This is a genomic window from Pantoea sp. C1E2, from assembly GCF_056491465.1.
Genome location: NZ_JBSZHT010000002.1, coordinates 3,070,936 through 3,088,825 on the forward strand (window position 1 = coordinate 3,070,936; position 17,890 = coordinate 3,088,825).

A 17,890-nucleotide genomic window follows, 5' to 3' on the forward strand; every position below is an offset into this window, starting at 1 on the left:
AACTTCCTCCTGTAATATTAAATCCAATCACTAAGCACCATAAAACTGTATTGAGGCCCAGCAATATCATTGTGCTTTCATCTAACGTTCCCAGAACCATGAAGGGTTTGATCTTCATATAGCTTTCCTTATTCAGTAATCCGTTTATCAGTAAAACAAAGGGATATATCTCTTTGTTTTATATTATCGTTTAGTGGCTGCTACCAGCATATCCAGACGTCTTTTTATCATTTCATATTGCTTTCCGGCATTAATCACGCCATTAAAGCAGTCGAACAGCATTGATTTCTCATGCTGTTGCATACTGAACCACCTGCTTTTCCTGTCTGCCAGCCTTCCGTCTGATGCAAAGGAAGATAAAATCACCTCACGTTTAACCGAAAGGCCAAACAGTTCCCTGATAACTTCTCTGGCTGTGCCATATGTACTGTCAATGCTGAAATAATGCAGGAAAAGCCCTGCCACGATAATCACCAGTTCCTGCATGATGCTTCTTTTCAGTGAAGAGACAGCGTTACCGTATCGTCCTGACAGGGTTCTGAAACGGGTTTGTTCGCTGGCTTCCAACAACTGAGGTTCATACTGGCTGCGTATAGCAGTAAAAGCCTCTTTCACGGTGCCTTCTTTTAATCTGATACGCATGTTTTCGTTGTTTTCGCTGTAATCAATCAAAAACCATTTCGTTTCCAGATCGCTTTCTCCATTTTCATTGTTATTTACATTTATAATTTTATTCATATCACTCCTGTTGTTATATTTTTATCTCAAAAAATTTAGCGTCTCTTCTTTCGACGCTAAAAGATAATTACCATATATATTTATTCTGGCAAATTTTACAAGTATAGAATCTGGAGTTATATTATTAATACCAGCAAGGAAAACATCCCGTCATTGACTTATATCCCTTTACCCCTAAGCTTACGCGCCTCTTTTTTCGGCGCTTAAACCAGAGTAAACCTTAACCATTGTTTTATTTTGATTCGGCGATTAGCTGAATAAAAAATAAAGACAATGCCCACTTATACATTGCTTCGCAACGTGTGGGCCTGGCGGGGGCCTTAAAGTCAACACCAGAGTTTTTCTTGCGCAAAACTAAAACCAGCAAAGGTCAACGCCTTTAAAACCAATTAAAACACAGGAGTAATATTTGTAGTATGGCAATGTTTCATTTATCGTTTAATATGCTAAAAAGATCAGCAGGAAAATCTTCCTGTTATCTTGCTGCATATAACGCAAGAACAAAAATAGAAGATGACAGAACCGGAGACGTGTACGATTATTCATATCGTTCCGACCTGTTCCACCACTGCATTCTTGCACCAGAACATACACCTTTTAATATTGTTGAAAATTCTTCTGTGTTGTGGAACGAAATTGAGAAAACAGAAAAACGTAAAGATGCGCAGCTCTCACGTTATTTTGATATCGCTATTCCTGTTGAGCTGGATAACGATGCCAAAATCGCGTTAGTTAAAAATTACTGCAAACGTAATTTTGTCAGCAAGGGCATGATTGCCGATATCTCCTTTCATGACCTTGATGGTCATAACCCTCACGCTCACGTAATGCTGACGCTGCGTGAGATAACACCGCAAGGTTTCGGCAACAAGAACAGAAGCTGGAACGAGCATGATTTAATGGATGAGTGGCGTGCATCATGGTCCAGAATGTCTAACCGTGCGCTTGAACGTACTGGTTCTGTGAATCGCATGGATCACCGTTCCCTAGCTGCACAGCGTGAAGAGGCTATTGCTCTTGCGAAGGCAGCGCAAGAAACAGGAAGACAGGATATCGCTAATGAACAACTGGCTAAGTCCATTGAGCTTAACCGCCCTGCAATGACACGAATCAACCGTAAGTCATGGCATACCAGGAGAGCCAAAACTTTACGTGCCGCAGAACAGGTTCAGGCAGCACAAGCAAAACAGGCTGCTAATGATTTCAGGCAATTGTTTAACAGTGATGTAGGGCATTTCATTACGGTAAACCTTGATAGTTTCCGTATCGAAACCGTTAAGGCGAAACCAGCACCACAACAGCCTGCACTTGTTATACCGGAAAGAAAACGCCGCTTTAAACCCGTAGAAGCGAAGCAAAAGGATATGTCTCTTTACTATGGTGTTATGTCAAAATCTACGACACCACCACTGTTAAGGCGCAAGCGTAAGCTCAATCTGCACAAGCTGTATGATTTTATTAAAAGTTTTATGAGTGTGTTGGTTAAGCGTCCTGCTCAGGAAACAGTAAAACCTGTTGATAGCACAGCACCAAAACCTACAGTGCCTTCGGTAGTCGATCCTCTTGATGAAGTCATGATTGATCCTGTTACGAAGTTGAAGATAACCCGCAGGCAATGGGAGGATATGAGTACTGTAAGTAAATCCGTAGAGGTTTCCAGATCTTTGACAGCTAATTACAACTACGAGCCTGAGAATAAAGCAGAAGCAAATAAGCCAAACCCATCTGTTGCATTTCCTCCTTTGCCAAAAGAAAGTAAAGTTCCTGTTAAATCAAAGGGTTTCAAACTGCCTAAACTTCGTTTTGGTTCCAGCAAGCGCAAAGATGAATGACATTTCTACAATATTATCAAGTACTGGTGCCAATGAGTTCACTATACCTGGCACACAGCGGACGGTAGCGCCATTGTTTCCCTGCCCTGTCTCCGTGACGGTGTGTCAGAACACGCAATAACCACACAGAGCACAAAATACTCTTCAACGTATTGATAGATAAGTCTTGTTCGTGGCAAAGTAAGAATTTACATGCCTGGAATCGACAATGAACAACGACCAATGGTTTCACAATCGGCTGCGTGGGGATTTTGCTGAAAACCTTGCCATGCTCCATTTTTCCGCCCTGGGGTATCAGGTAGAGCGTACAGGGATAGAACATACGGCCCCCTTCTATGCAAACCTTCAGCATGTAGCGAAATCACGTAACTATGATGTCAGTTCCTACCTAGGCAAAGTGTTTAATTTTCACTCCAAATTTCCTGATTTTATCGCCTCCCGGGTTACACCAAAACCCAACGGCGATCCGATCATGAATGCCATCTTTATCGAAGTAAAATACAGAAAAAACGTTGATTTGGCCTTATTCAGAAGTGAAGTACAGGAACAGTATAAGGAATATGTCGCGTCCGGATATCCTGTTTTCATATACCTGCTTTGTAAATCCGTCAAAAACGAAGCTGATATTGCTTTTAAAAGCACAGTAAGACCTAAATCATTCAGAGTGTTGTTCTGCTATCTCGGACATAAAAGTGCGCTTTGGTGGGAAGCAGGTTCTCATAGCTTTGACAACAATCCTATCTATGAATATAAACGCAACGGTAACACGGAAAGTTTTAACAGGATATATAAAGACGTCATAATTAAACATCTTGATGAGTTATCGGAGTAAACAGAGTGTTAATTATATATTTATCAGTGCATTTATCCCTTTAAATACATGCTGATTATTTACAATAAAAACAGGAGATCTATAATAGAATAAAAACACAACAAGAGGATATAAAAATGAATTATTCGGACTTTAATAATACAGAACTTATAGAACTATTAAATATACTAAAACCAGACAAATCATTGTCAGATAACGAACGTTTTCATCTGGATATGAAAAACCATTTCATTACTCAAATAAAAGGAAGAATTGATGTGATCCCCACAAGATTTAACTATGCTGACATTCCTGAATACAGATACAGACAGGACATTCTTAAATCATTAAGCGTATATGTAAAAGAAATAAAAATGGAAGAAGAAAGTATTGATAACATCAAATCATTAAATAAAGACGCACGAATAAGCATCATTAAAAAAGCATATAAAGATATTTATGCACTTCCAACGATACCGCGTGAGTATGCAGAAGCAGCAGGCTTAGATCAGGGGGCTACCGGCTTTAAAAAAGATGTTTTATATGTACTCGATGAGTTCAAACGAGCTGTCAGGTTTTCTGCTTTGAAAGAAGCCAGCTCAAGACTCTACCAGAACCAAAACAACCTTTCTGAAGTATCACCCTCGCACAAAAAAACATTAAAAATAAAATAAGGATTTATTTTTAAAACATGAAAATTTCAGGCATTACCATAAAAACAAAGGGAGTCACGGCTCCCTTTTGCTTTATTATTCAGTTAAAAATCACGTGATCTGTTTTACCATATCGCTGCAAACATCGGTCTAAAACATCCAGTCCATACTGAGACGACTTCTTGATATTCTCATAGTTATCTGATGAATGCGTCAGTGTCGGGTTTTTATAAGTGTCATCTATCATAGCCAGCTCCATTTTATAAAAGTCCTGACTGTAATCCTCCGCATCGTCAGCAATACGCGCCTCTTTTATAAAGCGCACTTTCGATATGCCCTGCGTTTTTGCACGTGCTGTCATTTCTGCTTTATTATGTAAAATCTGGCAGAACTTAATACCGGACACGTCCATTGCACCATGAGCAGAAAAACAAAATGAAACGAATAACAGAGGCAAAATTTTCTTCATTGTTTTAATTCTCTATAATATCCATGTTCTGAACAATATTTTCTTTTAAGGTTATATTGACGTGTTTCGTTTTTGACATACGCCCTGCCGCAGATGTGGCCTGCGCCGCATAGCCTGATACAGATGATAATACAGGGATATACCCCATTACAGAGCTTGCAGCACTTCCGAACGTACTTGCCTTGCCAAAACTGTTGGAAATGGAATAGGTCATAATTTCATTTCCGCTGATGGTATTATCCGTATCAGGGTTACCCAGAATTTTTATAACTTCGCTTCGTGTCGTTTTGCCCACCTTGATCTTACCTGATAAATCATCCGTTGATTGTGGCGCTCCCGTGAGCGAGCTGACCTGTGCACAGCCTCCTGCCAGGACAGAAAAACTTACGACTACGATCACACCGATTTTTTTAAACATATTGATTCCTGAATGGCACATTGCTGAGTGGATAACACATATTGTGGCTTCCCTGATGCTGGCAAAATTAACGAGCGGTGGGTCTGATCCAGGAGATCTTGTCTTTATTTTTAAATTTCAGGAACAGAACGGGGCCGAGTATCATTGCCAGCAAGACAACAACCATAAGCGGTGTCGAATGTGTAGCAAAAGCAACAAAGAAAGCGGTGGGGATACCCAGTATCGTCCCCACTACCGCTAAAAACTTTATCGTTTGCTGGCTGACGTAACCCTGTACCTTTTCAGCGCCACAACCACGACATACAGATGCACCCTGCTGTACCGCTGTCCTGCAAAATGGGCATTCAGACATGTTCTTTCCCTCACCGTTTACTATCTAAGTAATTGATATAATTGATCTGAAGCAAGGTGCTGTCATATCGTTTTTATCGATCAAACTCAAAACAAATGATAGCTATAACCTATCAATATTTATTTATTGATCTGTTAAAGCAATTAATAACCGATCGATAGCGCTTTATTAATCGGTAATAACTATCAATCACAAATTATTGATCGATTTAACAGATCAATAAGAGTGGCGATTTGGGCAGGGTTTAACAGGGATTTGTCTGTGAAGGCTACCGGAACAGAAGGAGACGGCCAGCAACCAAATGTCATGGTAGATTGAGGTGAAGGACATATAATACCGGAGAAATAATCCATGAATTCTCATCATCTGCGTATCGCACGGCCTGCCAGCAACTTAAACATCAGTTGTGAAATGTACTGTCATGGGATGAACCTGCAAAAACTGGGCTCCTTTACCGATCACGCAGGTTTTAGCGGATGCATGTTAGGACGCTCTGATTGGGGCTGGCATCTGGAATTTACCCAATGCGGCCATCATCCGGTATCTCCTTCCCCTACAGAAGAGGATTTATTGGTTCTGTATGTGCCGGAAAGAGTGTTGTGGGAGACAGCATGTGAAAAAATGGACGAGGCCGGATTTATCAGGGTGGGTTCTTTTAATCCTTACTGGAATGTTGATGGTATGACTTTTCAGGATCACGACGGATACAGGACAGTTATACAGAATCGACAGTGGGGGTAAGTCTCACATGTATTAACCACGATTTAATCTGACACTGTTACGGCACAGGCTAAACCTAATCTGAAAGGCAGGTCTGTGCCAGGAGCGGACATTGCTAACACCACGGTCTAATGAATAGGGAGCGGGTCAGTCATGCCGGAATTCTGGTTCTGAATCGAGCAAGATTTCGGGTCAGGGTCAATAATTCGAAAATCAAAAGGATAAAGTGGAAGAGGTGTCTGCAAAACCTTAACCATACAGTCAAACCGGCCAGCGAATGATATCCAGCCCTGATGCGGGCTGGATATTAGCTTTTCCACCGATCAGTTATTGCAATGACCTGGCACAGCTAACTTAACTTCAGATTTAGAAACGACGCGCATCCCTTCGTTTTCAGAAACCTGCTCAAGTCCAGCACCACCAACAAAAACGCCCATTTTAATGTACTGACGAACAAAGTAGTTCTTCCCTGACGTGACATTGAGTGTCAGATTATTAGGTGAAAACTCGGATTCGGTTCCCAGTGTATGTGGTTGGCTGGTCGATATTTGCTGATAGAAAAAAACTCTGTCGGCTGTTTCACCAAGGCAGCGCCCGTCAAGATACACATCCTTTTTTAACGCTTTGCCGACAAAGCTGTCTCTGTATACATAAATACCGGCTTTGCCATTTTCCGGAACCGGGAATGACTTAGCCGTCGCGGTTTCAGCATTACTGGCCAGAGGAACCGACGCACAGCCCCCCAGAAGCAATGAGGAAAGAATGACTACTGCGAATATTATTTTATTCATATAATTCTCATGGAGTTAAGTAAAACAGCGTGATGAGAATAATCTTATTTTACACATATGTCACCAAGGGAAGCATTGAATTACGACCACATCAATGTTCATCTTGATGTCGTCAATGTCTGCTGCTCGCTCATAGCCGACTGTCATATTTGATTGTGTGCTGTACGAGAAAGCTGTCAGGTCAAGTCTGAACCAATACACCGTACACATGGCTTTTACAGCTTCCTGCTTCTGGTCTGGCGTCAATACTTTCGTCCAAGAGCCGCCTGAAGCACATCCATGCCGCCATACTTCTTACGCCAGATATAGAAAGTAGTGTCGGAGATAGCAGGCTGGTGGCAGAGCCACGGGCGGAACCCCGGCTTCATCCTCGCCGAGGATACTGATAATCTGTTCTTCTGAAAAACGTTTCTTCATAGGGATACCCTCATGTTGCTCATGAAGACATTACTGACATCGTGGTGTATTCATCAACAAAGAACAGGCCAGCAAAAATCATGATGTGTTGTTCAGGAGTGAACTTGGACTTGCCCTCACATGCAGGTATCGTATAGCTTGTTCAGAAAGGGTTACTATTTTGCCTGGTTTAGCCTCTGATAAAACAATATCAGTGCCCCTCTATAACCTTGCCTTTTGCCCTTCTGTTGCCAGCCTTCGATTCTGTTAATATGTACGATTTAACAAATGACAGACGATCACCATTAAACATGAAGTCAGGGTTGATAAAGTAATAGTTCTGGATCATTGTTTCTGCTATGAAATGTTTTTCTACTAACTCTTTCATACCTTTGAAATAGGTTGTTCTTGATATTTTAACAACGGTTTTATCCACAATATCATAAGACATTAAAATCGTGTCGGTATCCTTCTGCTCTTGCATTGCTCTGTAAAGTATTTCGAATACCTTTGTTCCGGCGGAAGATAATTCCGTAATCGCTTTGACACCATTCACATATAATTTTAAAAATTGTGTTTTATCGACTTCCTGATACTGGAAAAATCCTGCCCCGCCTAAACACTCCCCTGTATTTTCATTTACCACCAGGAGTTTATCTTTCCCTGTAGAGTTCCTCCTGACACCGCCCTTTGTATTATTACTTGCTGACATAATGAATGGGTTTTTCACATGGCGTTCCAGTCCTCTTCTTGATTTATTTAGTATTTCTTGTGTCATTATTTTTCCTTTTTTATTTTTATGGTTTTTAATTAACACAATTATTTTATTAGTCAATACTTGAAGTCCATTTATTACAAAATAAATAATACTTAAAGTTTTATGACTCGACACATGAAGTATGAGAATACTGCATAAAAATGAACTTCACTCCTTCAAATAAGAATCATTCTCGATTAAAGTCCCGAAACCGCGGACTTTAAGTCCCCAGATCGCGAACTTGGTTTTCAGCTATAGCTGGCCTGGAAGCACTTTCCTTCTTCATTATTAATATAGAGCGAAGCGACTGGTTATATTCATTGTTTCTATAAGGCAAAAAAATTGACGGTTTTCCTTTTATTTTAAATAACCCAACACGGCTGTTGTGCCGTGACTTAGGGTTTTATCTTTTCTTATAAAACCATACGCTACTAAGGTTGCGTCATTGGGTTCAAAGAGTTTGATCATAATTTTCTTTTTATAGAAAAACTCATAGTCCCTGGTCTATGCTTTTTTGCCCTTCGAGGGGGCAACCAGCAGGCCGGGACGTAACTACTCACTTTTCCTGTTAGTTTTACGCACCATATCGAGGACTTGCTCGATATGGTTACTATCCAGTGTTTTAAATTTAATAATCAGGTTTTCTGTGCAGTATATTCGCTTGCTCATATACTGCTTTAAGACAAAACCCTAAAACCCTCGATAAGAGGCCGCTATCTTGTTTTTGCTTCCTGCCGTCAGCAAAACCGCTATGCGCTCACGCGCACTGACGACTTAAATTGCATTATTTTTCTGATTGAATCTATTTTCTTCATCTCATGAAGAACTTTCTTCGTTTTAAGGATAAAAAATGAAGTAAATTACTTCATCAGGTGAAGAAAATCTGTTTTAAAATTTAAATCTAAAGGGCGAGAGCCAGCGATTGAGCGCATTAGCGAAATCAAGACCAGCCATTTACTCAAGGTTTTTTAATTTTGCGTAATGTGAGCAAGCGAACATGAGGCTCTGAAAAACCATGCCCTTCATAAAGTCTGACAGGAAAGCTTGTAACGGTTTATTTTAAATAAGACAGGTAAAACCTTACTATTTCATATAACAGCCCATACAGGCATTGCTGGTTGCCCCTCAGAGGCAAAGAAGCAAATGCTCTGTTATGTTGTTTGTTAATGAATAAAAGAGGGATATCTCAGTTTTCCATTAACCCCAATGGCACAACACTGAGGTTGTGCTGGGTTTTGAATAATATAATTAAGAAAATTGTTTTCCATAGCCATAAAAAAACTGGCGGAACGTCCAGTTTAAGTAAACTTTTTCCAGTATTAGCGGTTAAAACCGTGAAATAGTTATAGGAAAACATAACATTAATAACATGACGTTATTATTCACATAGAAAATTCCTCTCTCTATAAATACGTTCTCCGACGAAACCCGTTAGTGCGGTTAAACGCACATGGTTTCTTATTGTCCTCTTAGATCTTATATTTCTTATACTTCTTAAGAGAGAAATATTCTTATAAAACAATAAATTAAAAAGTCATTTTCTTCATGTTTGTTGATTTTTCTTCGGGTTTGTAGATCTTTCTTCGGGTTTGTTCTTTTTCTCTTCGTGTTTGTTGTATTTCACTTCATTTCTGAACATTAAAATGAAGAAAACGCTTCAAAATATATTTGACATTTTAATAATTATAGTTATATATGGATATTATAATAATAAAAAAGGAAATATAATGAATAACAACATCTATGATAAAAATCCATTTATCTTGCAAAATGGCATTGAGATCGAAACGAAAGATAAAAGAAGAACAATAGCTCGTGGAGAAAAATTTGAATCACCAGAGGGAGATCGATATGAAAGAGTCATACACTCTATACAGGAAGTCGATAAAGAGAAATTCGTTAAGCTTTTTATTTCCAAGATCCGTGTCCTCTTTGATCTGTCTCTGACCGGTAATAAGCTCTTTTATATATTTCTGTTTTCTATTTCTGACGCCATTGGCAAAGACCAGGTTTATATGAATTTTGAAACAGCAAAAGAGATAGCAAGTCAATGCGATTTCAATTTATCCAATCCTGTCTTTTACCGTGGCATAAAAGAGCTTATCGATAAGAAAATTATAGCGCCCAGTAAATCCAAATATATTTATTATATCAACCCTGCTGTGGTATTTAACGGCGACAGAGCCAGATTTATCGAGGAAATAAAAATAAAAAATGGAGATAAAAATGCTAAACAATGAAATAAAAACAATACTGAACATGCACAATAACGAAGATGGCATAGCTCATGTCATAACCGAATCACTAATTCGCTACTATTCTGTCAATGGCCTCAACCATGACCAATTCACAGATAATTACCTGAACTACCTGAGAATAATTTTCTCCGAACGTCAATTCCATTTTCTGAACACAGAAAAATTATTGTCATACAAAGACCATATTTTCAGCACTGTTGTTGCAGTAGTCCGTGACGATCTCACTGGTAAAGTCGAGCCAGAAGAGCTTTACCTGTCCTGCCAGTGGCGACCGGAAGTGCTGGAAGACGTTTTGGCTGATCTTTTTGATAACGGGCGGTTCTGTCCATAATCAGCCATCAACACAGTACTGAGCAACTACAAGACACCTGTCGATTTTTAAGCCTGACTGGCTGCTTTGAGCTGTGAGTTCAACCGATGGATAGCTAAGAGTGAATAGTCGGTTTTACCGGGGTACTTACATATTTACTTGGTATATACTTACTCTTTTGTGAGTTCCCCCACCTTAAATTTCAAACTTTTCCTTCACACAACATCCAAAATTCATATCATATCCGTACAAATGGAACGGAATGTATATGGGATACAAAATGAGTAATCGGCTATTGGTTGAACATCGTCGAAATTTTAACCGCAGCATGGAGAGTGGTGAGTTTGAACCCTTCATACAGCATATTCGTTTTCCTTACTTCAAAAACTTAGAATTAAATGCGAGAATCGATTTCAGTTTCCCAATAACTGCGTTGGTGGGGCAAAACGGAACAAATAAAAGTTCTGTGATAAAGGCATTATTAGGATGCCCACATGGCAAAAACATAACTAGGTACTGGTTCACTACTGAAACTGATGATGTGCCGGATTTAGTTCGAGACGACGGTTCAGTACTCAAACCAAGGTATATTTATGGATATAAAAATTCTGAACAGCGAACCATTGAAATTCTTCAAACAAGAGTCAATGCGACGAAACAATCTCTTGATTATTGGGAAACAAGCCGACCATTAGTAAGTGATAATATGGATAGCGTATCACAGGTTTCTGGTGCTGAGAGCAATGCTACACGGTGGAAAAAAATAAAAAAAGGGTTGGTATATTTAGATTTTAGATCCGAAATTAGCGCATTTGATCGATGCATGTACCATTCTGATTATAAAGTTAAGACACTCAAAAGTGGAAAGAAACTCACCAAGCAAGATTATATTAGAAGCAAATCAAAATATATTAAAAAGGCGTTTGATGATAATTTACAAACTTTGCGATTATGGAATTCTGATGTTATTGTTAAAAATGTGATTTTAAAAAAAGAACAAGTAGATAAAGTTTCATATATTTTAGGACGAAAATATAAAAGCATTAAATTCCTTGAGCACCGTTTATGGGGCGCTAGAGGTGGAACGGCAATGCTATCTACGGACAAACTTAATTATACTGAAGCATATGCTGGAAGCGGGGAGTTCGCCGTTGTGTCTTTAGTGATGAACTTATTTTCTGCAAAAGATAAATCATTAATACTTCTTGATGAACCAGAGGTTTCATTGCATCCGGGCGCTCAGAAAAGGATGATGGAACTTATTTACAGTCTCGTGAACAAGAAAAAGCATCAAGTTGTTTTGTCAACGCACTCACCTGTTTTGGTAAACATGCTACCTAAAGAAGCAGTTAAGCTTTTCATTTATGATGAAGATACTGAGAGTGCAAAAATAGCACAAAATATATTGCCTGATGAAGCATTTGTAGAACTGGGGCATGATTTATCTGAAAGAACAATAATAACTGAAGATAAACTCGCAAGAGAAGTTATTCTACGTGCAATTCAAAATGAACCTAGTCTGAAGAACTCGTTCAACGTTCAATATGTCCCGGGCGGTGCAGAAGCAATTTTAGGTAAGCACCTACCAAGCCATGCAGTTGTTGGACGGAGTGATGTTTTGTTTTTGCTCGATGGTGATAAAAATACAAAGATAAAATTCCCTAAAATTGAAGCTGTATCTGATGCAGATTTAGTTAATAAAATGAAAGAGTGTTTTGGGTGCGAATTAATGGTTAATGCCAGTGGAGCTAAAAATGTTGCAAATAATAAAGAATTAATAGTTTTGAGACGGTGTGCATTAGATTACGCCTTCAAAAAAGTTCTTTATCTACCATTTGAAACGCCCGAAAAATTGTTAATTGAGAATTGTTGTACAATTGAACAAACTGAAGCCTTAGGGAAAGTGAAGTGGGATTTAACCGATGTGGAAATATATAAAAAGCAAATAGCTTTTCTTACTCAGCAATTTTTGGGACAAGAAGATGTTGACAGCAGAGAAATTTTCTTTTTTCAAAAGTCAATGCTTTCCAAACTAAAGTTGGATTCTCAACCTATGACATCCATAAGAAAGATACTTACCCAGGCAGTTGATCGTGGTATCATTAAATAGATTTAGTTGCAGGTGTAAAAAAATGACAAAAATCAAAGTGTTTGATTTTTTTTCAGGATGCGGCGGGACAAGCCAAGGGTTCAGGCAAGCCGGTCTCGATGTCGTCTTCGGACTTGACTTTGATAGAGATGCCTCTGAATCGTTTAGGTTAAATTTTCCTGAGGCTGCATTCGTCAACGATGATATCCGCACTATTAGTTGTGATGCTATTTCACATCTATTTAATATAGGAAAAAATGACGGATACACTTTATTTTCTGGATGCGCACCTTGTCAACCTTACTCAAAACAAAATTCTAACAAAAAAGAGGACGATCCGCGTTTGGATCTTCTGTCTGAATTTTGCCGCTTTGTAACTTATTATTTGCCAGATTTTGTATTTGTAGAAAATGTTCCTGGCCTTCAGAAATTTAATCAAAATGAAGGTACATTCAAACAATTTCTCAATACATTAATCGAAAATGGTTACTCTGTAGATTTCAAAATAATTCCGGCAGCTTGGTTCGGAGTGCCTCAAACACGTGAGCGATTGGTTTTGCTTGCTTCAAAAAATTATAAGGTCGAATTGCCAGTCAAAACACATGGTACTCAGCATACCCCATACTCTACAGTTCGAGAATGGATTGGAAATCTTCCTCCGATAGTAGCAGGAGCGAAACATGCCACTATATCTGATCATGAATCTGCTAGGCTTACAGATCTGAATATCCAACGAATAAAGGCTACACCTGAAGGTGGTGGCCGAGAAGCTTGGCCTCCAAATCTTGTATTAAAGTGCCATCAAAATCACAAAGGTCATACGGATGTCTATGGAAGATTATCTTGGGATAAGCCCGCAAGTGGCCTTACAACTCGTTGTATAAGTTACTCAAACGGACGTTTCGGACATCCCGTACAGAATCGAGCCCTTTCTCTAAGAGAAGCTGCGTGTTTACAGACATTCCCAATGGATTATTTATTCACTGGGTCTCTACAATCCCGCGCCCGGCAAATAGGTAATGCAGTTCCACCTAAAATGTCTGAAGCTATTGCTAAGCAAATCATTAAACTGATTTCTACCCCTCTTGTATGAGGGGGGTATTTAACAGTTTTTTTGAGCGTTGGTGATAACTTGACCTTTGTGTCGCATGTCACGACTTGGTTCTCTGTTTGTGCCCGTTAAATAATTACTTATTTTTCCTGCTCTTCTCATAAATCTGAGTGATCTGCTTCCTAGTTAGGAATATAATGTGAAAGTTAATAAATTCCGCTTTTGGCACCTAGCAGACCTTCCCCAGAGGCTACCCCGTTCAACGAGGATCAAGCAACAAATCCTCAACAGATACCCCATCCCGCTCCATCTGTTCAAGGATTTTCTTCAGTTTTATCTGACGTGCCACCTCTTCTCCGATTTCTGCGTAGTACTCTACTTGCCTTTCAGCTACCACCTTTCTGAACTTAACCAGAACCTGTTCAAGCGTTTTGATATCTGTGGTGGCAGCGGCTTGTTGGATTTTTCTGTACTGGTACAGTATATGAAATTCATCCATCATTTTTATCCTTTGAATATATCTTTAGCAATTGAAAATTTTGAGCTGTAAAGGACGCTCGTTTCCGGGCTATTCCAGACTATTGACTGTCCTACGGCATATCCCACACTATCTTAACCTTCACTTCTACAGCATTAGCATGCGATTCCTTAATCGCATATTTATTTAAATAATCCTGCAAATCTATCTTGTCAGACGTTTTTTCTGTTTATTGGTTCGTTTCCAGATCCTTGTGTCCGAAATCCATTTATCCAGTCCACGCTTAACCACCTTTCTTAGCTCTTCTTCATAGAATTCGTCAAAAACATTGACTTCTATTTTAAAACACAAGCTTTTTATATTAAAAATAACCATTGATATTACTCCTGTTATTTATTTTAGACAAACGCCATCTTTATGGCGTTTATAGACCATGATTAATTGTCTAGTTTAAACAAACTGATCACTTTCAATCACACTTGCAATTGCTCTTTTATTTTTTCGGTTTATCTACTCCGGATATTAAAAATATTGCTTCTACAGATCATTTATTACCCCCTTATCTTTTTACCCTCAACACAGTTATGTCACATTCTTCAAGCTGAATTTGAAACTGCTTTGTCCTTTTTCTTCCATACAGTTCTATAAGCTTATTTTCAGCTTGCAAATGAATATACGGAAAGAACTCAGCATGTCTCTTCATGTACTCTTCTCCTCTGATATTATATGCTTGTTTCAATTCTCTTATTGTTTCTCTCATTTGCTTCTGAAGTACGTCTGCCATTTCTAAAAATAGTTCTTCTTTCATATTAATTCCCCTTATTTTATGGTTTGTTATTTAAATTACTTCGTTGTTAAAAATTTCCGTAGCTTCTATCCCATATACTAACGTCAAAATCAGTTCAGCACCTTCACGCATTGCGTCATATGACCCTCCGATATTATTTGCCACGTCATTATTTGTGTAATCGAATTGCTCATACACTTCTTTTAAAAACTCAACTGAAAACTCTGCCACAACTTCTTCCATTTCTTTCATTAGTTCTTTATTCATATAATTACCCTTATCGTTAGTGTTATTTGTTTTTTTGTTTAACTGCTACTGCGTCACCCTTAAGAATCATATCTTGAATATGTCTGTCGACATCCTCCTTTGTCTCTTTTTTCAAAATATTAAAGAATTCATCTGTTGTTTTCTTTCCATACTTTTGTTCCAATGAAGAAATTACCATGATTTCAATAATAGGATTTATTAATCGAATATTTTCTTTTAATTCTTCGTCTGTTAATGACAGTACTCTTTTAGCTTCTTCATGCCCTTCCTTAATGATATAAGAAGTCATATGAATCATTTCGTAATATTTATCTTTATTCATTTTTTATTCCTCTATTGTTTTTAATAGTTTAATTTAAGATCTTGCACTGTTGATTAGATTATCTATCCAGCTATCGATTTCACTTTCTATAAAGGCAATAGCTCTTTCACCGATCTTTATTGGTTCAGGAAAACGTTTCTGTTTAATAAGACGATAAATCCATGCCCTGCAAAATCCTGTCCTGTTAAGGACTTCGTGCATTCGTATTAATTTTTTATTCATGTTTATTTCTCCTGTTTGTTTCGACGAGGAGAATTATCGGAGATTGGGGTATTTGAAAAAATTGATGGAATTGACGGAGTGTTTCTGGGGATCTGTGAGACGGTTGTTTACGGGGATAAGATTATTTCTCTCACCCCTTGACTTTCATATTATATTTCTTTTTTCTCATTCAGCTTGTACACTTCGCTTACCTTTACATCCGTTAAGTGCCTGTTTTTATACAAAAACATGGTGAAGAGATTATCAAATTCGTTGGTAAGTGCTTTATTAGCAAGTGGCCTGTCTGTTTCTTTGATTTGCACCTGATCACGGCACTCTTCCATGCCCCAACGGTAGAGAAGCTGTTCCAGGTCCTTGTCGCTGAGCTTGTAGTTATTTGATTTGGCATGATAAAGAAGGTCTAAAATGGGAATGACTCGAAAATCGACAATCTTTTGAACCATCACTTCACCAAAACCATAGTTCTGCTGGCTTACTTTGGGTTTGATTCCAGTGTGCTTACGCCAGCGGTTTAACAGATAGCGCATTGACTCAATGATTTGATCATCTGTTGATATACTTATATCAATTTCCAGATTAATTACACTTCCTGCCCTTCGAACAAGGTTCTTTTTCTGTTCATCAGTAAGATTCCGAGATTCAATCAGTTGCTGAGCACGTATCTGTTGGTATCGCAGGATAGGTTGCTGCAACCTGGCCCTGTTTTTTTCTGTGTGGAATGTTACAGTTTCTTCTCCGTAGTCTAATAATCCTGTCTCTTTGATATACCCTTCCAACTGATAAAGCTTACCAGCAGTCATAAGCTTGACATGCTGATCACTTTCATAAGCGTTGCCATCGTCGTCTGTTGGCTTAGAGGCTAACAAGGGCTTCCCTGAGAGAATCAAATCCCTTTCTTCAGGATTAGCCTGGCTCACACACCATTCAGGCTCATCGCTTGCAAGGGCTTCTTCCAGTTCAGCAAACATCGCCTTTCTTCTACGGATCTCGTGGCAAAGTTGCATCACAGTGATGTCTTTTAAAACTACATAGTTTTCAGGCTTAAACCATTTTGTTAGCTCAACTTTTTTTGCTGCTGTTGCCATCTGCAATCCCTCTTATAAACAGGTTTTTACTATACGACAGCGGTTTCCAAAAGTTGACAGGTTTGATTTTATGAGGTAGCAATTCACTGTGATGTCTACTGACGTAAACTGACGTAATCAATTGAATATAATTGACTTTTTACCCATACAGATTGAATAATGTTGGTAAAAATGCTGGTAAATAATCAGATAAGCTTTTCAAACCCAATAACAGTAGGAGTTACAAATGAAGTTCGAGTCCAGTCAGAGGAGCCAAATTTGAAAAGCCTGCTTTTGAAGCAGGCTTTTTGCTTTTCTGGGTCCTGCCGTTAACTCAAAATAGCATCCAGCCTGGCAAGCACTTCATTCACCACAGCGTCTGGTATGCGTTCCAGCCGCTTGCCGTTCCGGGCAGCCATATCAATGGTTCTGGGCTGGTCGCAGCGAATAACGCCCATCGTTTTTGTTCCTGCCCATTCCAGTGAAACAGTGAAACCTGCCGTACGAGCAAAGTTTCCGCCGCTGGTGATGGGAACAACAACGGGTAACCGGGTCAGCTTGTTAAACGATGCCTTCGATACGATAAGCACCGGACGTTTTCCGCTTTGCTCGTGGCCTGCAATCGGATCCAGTGAAACGAGCCAGATTTCCCCTCTGTCCATCTAAAGGATCTCCTTGCCCACCGCAGGAGCATCAATCCATTCCCGTTCCTCTTCGCTGATTTCGGCGTGCGGATCGCATTGCGCCAGCAGCTCCTCAAGAGAATAATGAGGCCGTTTCTGGGGTTCAATAATCAGGCAGCCATTATTAATGGTCATGCCGACTTCGCTGTCCGTCGACAGCTCCAGCGTTTTGAGCACGGCGGGAGGAACCGCCAACATGATGGATCCGCCAACCTTTTTCAGGCGAGTGGTATACATAGAGCACCTCCTAATATTATATTTTAATATAACATCCATGACGGGCTGTGCACAATTATTCATCAGATTCATGGTGATTTCCTTTTCGTCATAAAGCGTGAAAAAAGCTGTAATCCATCAAAGGGCAGACCCGGCAGTTTTCAAAGGCGGCATTGCCGGTAAAACGGCGACCGTCCTGATACATC

At 39.2% G+C, this 17,890-nt stretch carries 22 protein-coding genes and 1 pseudogene; 8 read left to right on the top strand and 15 right to left on the bottom strand.

From position 1 onward, the window contains the following. Nucleotides 1-183 precede the first annotated feature (183 nt). Complete coding sequence (locus ACXI0A_RS14705) at nucleotides 184-738, bottom strand: hypothetical protein (protein ID WP_476148048.1); 555 nt, start codon at nucleotides 736-738, stop codon at nucleotides 184-186. Between the two features lie 416 nt (nucleotides 739-1,154). Between ACXI0A_RS14705 and mobQ the strand changes: the two genes are divergently transcribed. From mobQ to ACXI0A_RS14720, 3 genes are all read left to right on the top strand, one after another. Then, the gene (mobQ, locus tag ACXI0A_RS14710) at nucleotides 1,155-2,570 is read left to right on the top strand and encodes a MobQ family relaxase (protein WP_479485264.1); all 1,416 of its coding nucleotides are present in this window, start codon (nucleotides 1,155-1,157) and stop codon (nucleotides 2,568-2,570) included. A 208-nt stretch (nucleotides 2,571-2,778) separates the two neighbouring features. Next, on the top strand, nucleotides 2,779-3,402 hold the full coding sequence (locus ACXI0A_RS14715) for a hypothetical protein (protein ID WP_476148044.1): 624 nt from the start codon (nucleotides 2,779-2,781) through the stop codon (nucleotides 3,400-3,402). A gap of 116 nt (nucleotides 3,403-3,518) precedes the next feature. Further along, nucleotides 3,519-4,055 (top strand): hypothetical protein, encoded by a 537-nt coding sequence (locus ACXI0A_RS14720; protein WP_476148042.1) that lies wholly within the window; start codon nucleotides 3,519-3,521, stop codon nucleotides 4,053-4,055. A 79-nt stretch (nucleotides 4,056-4,134) separates the two neighbouring features. Here the strand turns inward: ACXI0A_RS14720 and ACXI0A_RS14725 are convergent, their stop codons facing one another. The 3 genes from ACXI0A_RS14725 to ACXI0A_RS14735 all read right to left on the bottom strand — a co-directional run bounded on the left by ACXI0A_RS14725 (nucleotide 4,135) and on the right by ACXI0A_RS14735 (nucleotide 5,273). Beyond that, on the bottom strand, nucleotides 4,135-4,503 hold the full coding sequence (locus tag ACXI0A_RS14725) for a hypothetical protein (protein WP_476148040.1): 369 nt from the start codon (nucleotides 4,501-4,503) through the stop codon (nucleotides 4,135-4,137). 4 nt (nucleotides 4,504-4,507) lie between these two features. Further along, entirely contained in the window at nucleotides 4,508-4,921 is a 414-nt protein-coding gene (locus ACXI0A_RS14730; RefSeq protein WP_476148039.1) for a hypothetical protein, read from the bottom strand. Nucleotides 4,922-4,988: 67 nt separating this feature from the next. Then, nucleotides 4,989-5,273 (bottom strand): hypothetical protein, encoded by a 285-nt coding sequence (locus tag ACXI0A_RS14735; protein ID WP_476148037.1) that lies wholly within the window; start codon nucleotides 5,271-5,273, stop codon nucleotides 4,989-4,991. Between the two features lie 351 nt (nucleotides 5,274-5,624). Here ACXI0A_RS14735 and ACXI0A_RS14740 point away from each other — a divergent pair, with 351 nt between their 5' ends. Continuing rightward, nucleotides 5,625-6,014: a VOC family protein gene (locus tag ACXI0A_RS14740; protein ID WP_476148036.1), complete on the top strand. Its 390-nt coding sequence runs from the start codon at nucleotides 5,625-5,627 to the stop codon at nucleotides 6,012-6,014. A 302-nt stretch (nucleotides 6,015-6,316) separates the two neighbouring features. On the opposite strand, the gene ACXI0A_RS14745 is transcribed toward ACXI0A_RS14740, so the two are convergent. The 3 genes and pseudogenes from ACXI0A_RS14745 to ACXI0A_RS14755 all read right to left on the bottom strand — a co-directional run bounded on the left by ACXI0A_RS14745 (nucleotide 6,317) and on the right by ACXI0A_RS14755 (nucleotide 7,958). After that, entirely contained in the window at nucleotides 6,317-6,784 is a 468-nt protein-coding gene (locus ACXI0A_RS14745; RefSeq protein WP_476148035.1) for a DUF2846 domain-containing protein, read from the bottom strand. Nucleotides 6,785-6,988: 204 nt separating this feature from the next. Continuing rightward, nucleotides 6,989-7,201: pseudogene (locus tag ACXI0A_RS14750) on the bottom strand (transposase); the annotation flags it as partial. A 190-nt stretch (nucleotides 7,202-7,391) separates the two neighbouring features. Then, nucleotides 7,392-7,958 (bottom strand): replication/maintenance protein RepL, encoded by a 567-nt coding sequence (locus ACXI0A_RS14755; RefSeq protein WP_476148033.1) that lies wholly within the window; start codon nucleotides 7,956-7,958, stop codon nucleotides 7,392-7,394. A gap of 1,706 nt (nucleotides 7,959-9,664) precedes the next feature. Between ACXI0A_RS14755 and ACXI0A_RS14760 the strand changes: the two genes are divergently transcribed. From ACXI0A_RS14760 to ACXI0A_RS14775, 4 genes are all read left to right on the top strand, one after another. Then, nucleotides 9,665-10,177: a replication/maintenance protein RepL gene (locus tag ACXI0A_RS14760; RefSeq protein ID WP_476148032.1), complete on the top strand. Its 513-nt coding sequence runs from the start codon at nucleotides 9,665-9,667 to the stop codon at nucleotides 10,175-10,177. After that, complete coding sequence (locus ACXI0A_RS14765) at nucleotides 10,164-10,526, top strand: hypothetical protein (RefSeq protein WP_476148030.1); 363 nt, start codon at nucleotides 10,164-10,166, stop codon at nucleotides 10,524-10,526. The genes ACXI0A_RS14760 and ACXI0A_RS14765 overlap by 14 nt, the downstream gene beginning before the upstream one ends. Nucleotides 10,527-10,773: 247 nt before the next feature. Beyond that, on the top strand, nucleotides 10,774-12,615 hold the full coding sequence (locus ACXI0A_RS14770; RefSeq protein WP_476148029.1) for an AAA family ATPase: 1,842 nt from the start codon (nucleotides 10,774-10,776) through the stop codon (nucleotides 12,613-12,615). Nucleotides 12,616-12,637: 22 nt separating this feature from the next. Beyond that, nucleotides 12,638-13,687: a DNA (cytosine-5-)-methyltransferase gene (locus ACXI0A_RS14775; protein ID WP_476148027.1), complete on the top strand. Its 1,050-nt coding sequence runs from the start codon at nucleotides 12,638-12,640 to the stop codon at nucleotides 13,685-13,687. A 217-nt stretch (nucleotides 13,688-13,904) separates the two neighbouring features. Here the strand turns inward: ACXI0A_RS14775 and ACXI0A_RS14780 are convergent, their stop codons facing one another. From ACXI0A_RS14780 to ACXI0A_RS14815, 8 genes are all read right to left on the bottom strand, one after another. Beyond that, complete coding sequence (locus tag ACXI0A_RS14780; RefSeq protein WP_476148025.1) at nucleotides 13,905-14,147, bottom strand: H-NS family histone-like protein; 243 nt, start codon at nucleotides 14,145-14,147, stop codon at nucleotides 13,905-13,907. Nucleotides 14,148-14,682: 535 nt separating this feature from the next. Next, nucleotides 14,683-14,931 (bottom strand): hypothetical protein, encoded by a 249-nt coding sequence (locus ACXI0A_RS14785; protein WP_476148023.1) that lies wholly within the window; start codon nucleotides 14,929-14,931, stop codon nucleotides 14,683-14,685. A gap of 30 nt (nucleotides 14,932-14,961) precedes the next feature. Further along, nucleotides 14,962-15,177: a hypothetical protein gene (locus ACXI0A_RS14790; RefSeq protein ID WP_476148022.1), complete on the bottom strand. Its 216-nt coding sequence runs from the start codon at nucleotides 15,175-15,177 to the stop codon at nucleotides 14,962-14,964. A 22-nt stretch (nucleotides 15,178-15,199) separates the two neighbouring features. Continuing rightward, nucleotides 15,200-15,499, bottom strand: coding sequence for a hypothetical protein (locus ACXI0A_RS14795; RefSeq protein WP_476148020.1), 300 nt, complete (start codon nucleotides 15,497-15,499; stop codon nucleotides 15,200-15,202). A gap of 33 nt (nucleotides 15,500-15,532) precedes the next feature. Further along, nucleotides 15,533-15,721 (bottom strand): AlpA family phage regulatory protein, encoded by a 189-nt coding sequence (locus tag ACXI0A_RS14800; protein WP_476148018.1) that lies wholly within the window; start codon nucleotides 15,719-15,721, stop codon nucleotides 15,533-15,535. Nucleotides 15,722-15,870: 149 nt separating this feature from the next. Beyond that, nucleotides 15,871-16,806, bottom strand: a complete 936-nt coding sequence (locus tag ACXI0A_RS14805; protein ID WP_476148016.1) for a DUF6387 family protein — start codon at nucleotides 16,804-16,806, stop codon at nucleotides 15,871-15,873. A 308-nt stretch (nucleotides 16,807-17,114) separates the two neighbouring features. Next, nucleotides 17,115-17,447, bottom strand: a complete 333-nt coding sequence (locus tag ACXI0A_RS14810) for a type II toxin-antitoxin system PemK/MazF family toxin (RefSeq protein WP_034824863.1) — start codon at nucleotides 17,445-17,447, stop codon at nucleotides 17,115-17,117. Further along, nucleotides 17,448-17,705 carry an AbrB/MazE/SpoVT family DNA-binding domain-containing protein gene (locus ACXI0A_RS14815; RefSeq protein WP_476148015.1) on the bottom strand — a complete coding sequence of 86 codons (258 nt, stop codon included), beginning with the start codon at nucleotides 17,703-17,705 and terminating at the stop codon, nucleotides 17,448-17,450. Nucleotides 17,706-17,890 lie beyond the last annotated feature (185 nt).

Excerpts from the sequence above, each read along its gene's own strand:
- ACXI0A_RS14705 (WP_476148048.1), bottom strand. The coding sequence starts at position 738 with ATGAATAAAATTATAAATGTAAATAACAATGAAAATGGAGAAAGCGAT.
- mobQ (WP_479485264.1), top strand. The coding sequence starts at position 1,155 with ATGGCAATGTTTCATTTATCGTTTAATATGCTAAAAAGATCAGCAGGA.
- ACXI0A_RS14715 (WP_476148044.1), top strand. The coding sequence starts at position 2,779 with ATGAACAACGACCAATGGTTTCACAATCGGCTGCGTGGGGATTTTGCT.
- ACXI0A_RS14720 (WP_476148042.1), top strand. The coding sequence starts at position 3,519 with ATGAATTATTCGGACTTTAATAATACAGAACTTATAGAACTATTAAAT.
- ACXI0A_RS14725 (WP_476148040.1), bottom strand. The coding sequence starts at position 4,503 with ATGAAGAAAATTTTGCCTCTGTTATTCGTTTCATTTTGTTTTTCTGCT.
- ACXI0A_RS14730 (WP_476148039.1), bottom strand. The coding sequence starts at position 4,921 with ATGTTTAAAAAAATCGGTGTGATCGTAGTCGTAAGTTTTTCTGTCCTG.
- ACXI0A_RS14735 (WP_476148037.1), bottom strand. The coding sequence starts at position 5,273 with ATGTCTGAATGCCCATTTTGCAGGACAGCGGTACAGCAGGGTGCATCT.
- ACXI0A_RS14740 (WP_476148036.1), top strand. The coding sequence starts at position 5,625 with ATGAATTCTCATCATCTGCGTATCGCACGGCCTGCCAGCAACTTAAAC.
- ACXI0A_RS14745 (WP_476148035.1), bottom strand. The coding sequence starts at position 6,784 with ATGAATAAAATAATATTCGCAGTAGTCATTCTTTCCTCATTGCTTCTG.
- ACXI0A_RS14755 (WP_476148033.1), bottom strand. The coding sequence starts at position 7,958 with ATGACACAAGAAATACTAAATAAATCAAGAAGAGGACTGGAACGCCAT.
- ACXI0A_RS14760 (WP_476148032.1), top strand. The coding sequence starts at position 9,665 with ATGAATAACAACATCTATGATAAAAATCCATTTATCTTGCAAAATGGC.
- ACXI0A_RS14765 (WP_476148030.1), top strand. The coding sequence starts at position 10,164 with ATGCTAAACAATGAAATAAAAACAATACTGAACATGCACAATAACGAA.
- ACXI0A_RS14770 (WP_476148029.1), top strand. The coding sequence starts at position 10,774 with ATGGGATACAAAATGAGTAATCGGCTATTGGTTGAACATCGTCGAAAT.
- ACXI0A_RS14775 (WP_476148027.1), top strand. The coding sequence starts at position 12,638 with ATGACAAAAATCAAAGTGTTTGATTTTTTTTCAGGATGCGGCGGGACA.
- ACXI0A_RS14780 (WP_476148025.1), bottom strand. The coding sequence starts at position 14,147 with ATGATGGATGAATTTCATATACTGTACCAGTACAGAAAAATCCAACAA.
- ACXI0A_RS14785 (WP_476148023.1), bottom strand. The coding sequence starts at position 14,931 with ATGAAAGAAGAACTATTTTTAGAAATGGCAGACGTACTTCAGAAGCAA.
- ACXI0A_RS14790 (WP_476148022.1), bottom strand. The coding sequence starts at position 15,177 with ATGAATAAAGAACTAATGAAAGAAATGGAAGAAGTTGTGGCAGAGTTT.
- ACXI0A_RS14795 (WP_476148020.1), bottom strand. The coding sequence starts at position 15,499 with ATGAATAAAGATAAATATTACGAAATGATTCATATGACTTCTTATATC.
- ACXI0A_RS14800 (WP_476148018.1), bottom strand. The coding sequence starts at position 15,721 with ATGAATAAAAAATTAATACGAATGCACGAAGTCCTTAACAGGACAGGA.
- ACXI0A_RS14805 (WP_476148016.1), bottom strand. The coding sequence starts at position 16,806 with ATGGCAACAGCAGCAAAAAAAGTTGAGCTAACAAAATGGTTTAAGCCT.
- ACXI0A_RS14810 (WP_034824863.1), bottom strand. The coding sequence starts at position 17,447 with ATGGACAGAGGGGAAATCTGGCTCGTTTCACTGGATCCGATTGCAGGC.
- ACXI0A_RS14815 (WP_476148015.1), bottom strand. The coding sequence starts at position 17,705 with ATGTATACCACTCGCCTGAAAAAGGTTGGCGGATCCATCATGTTGGCG.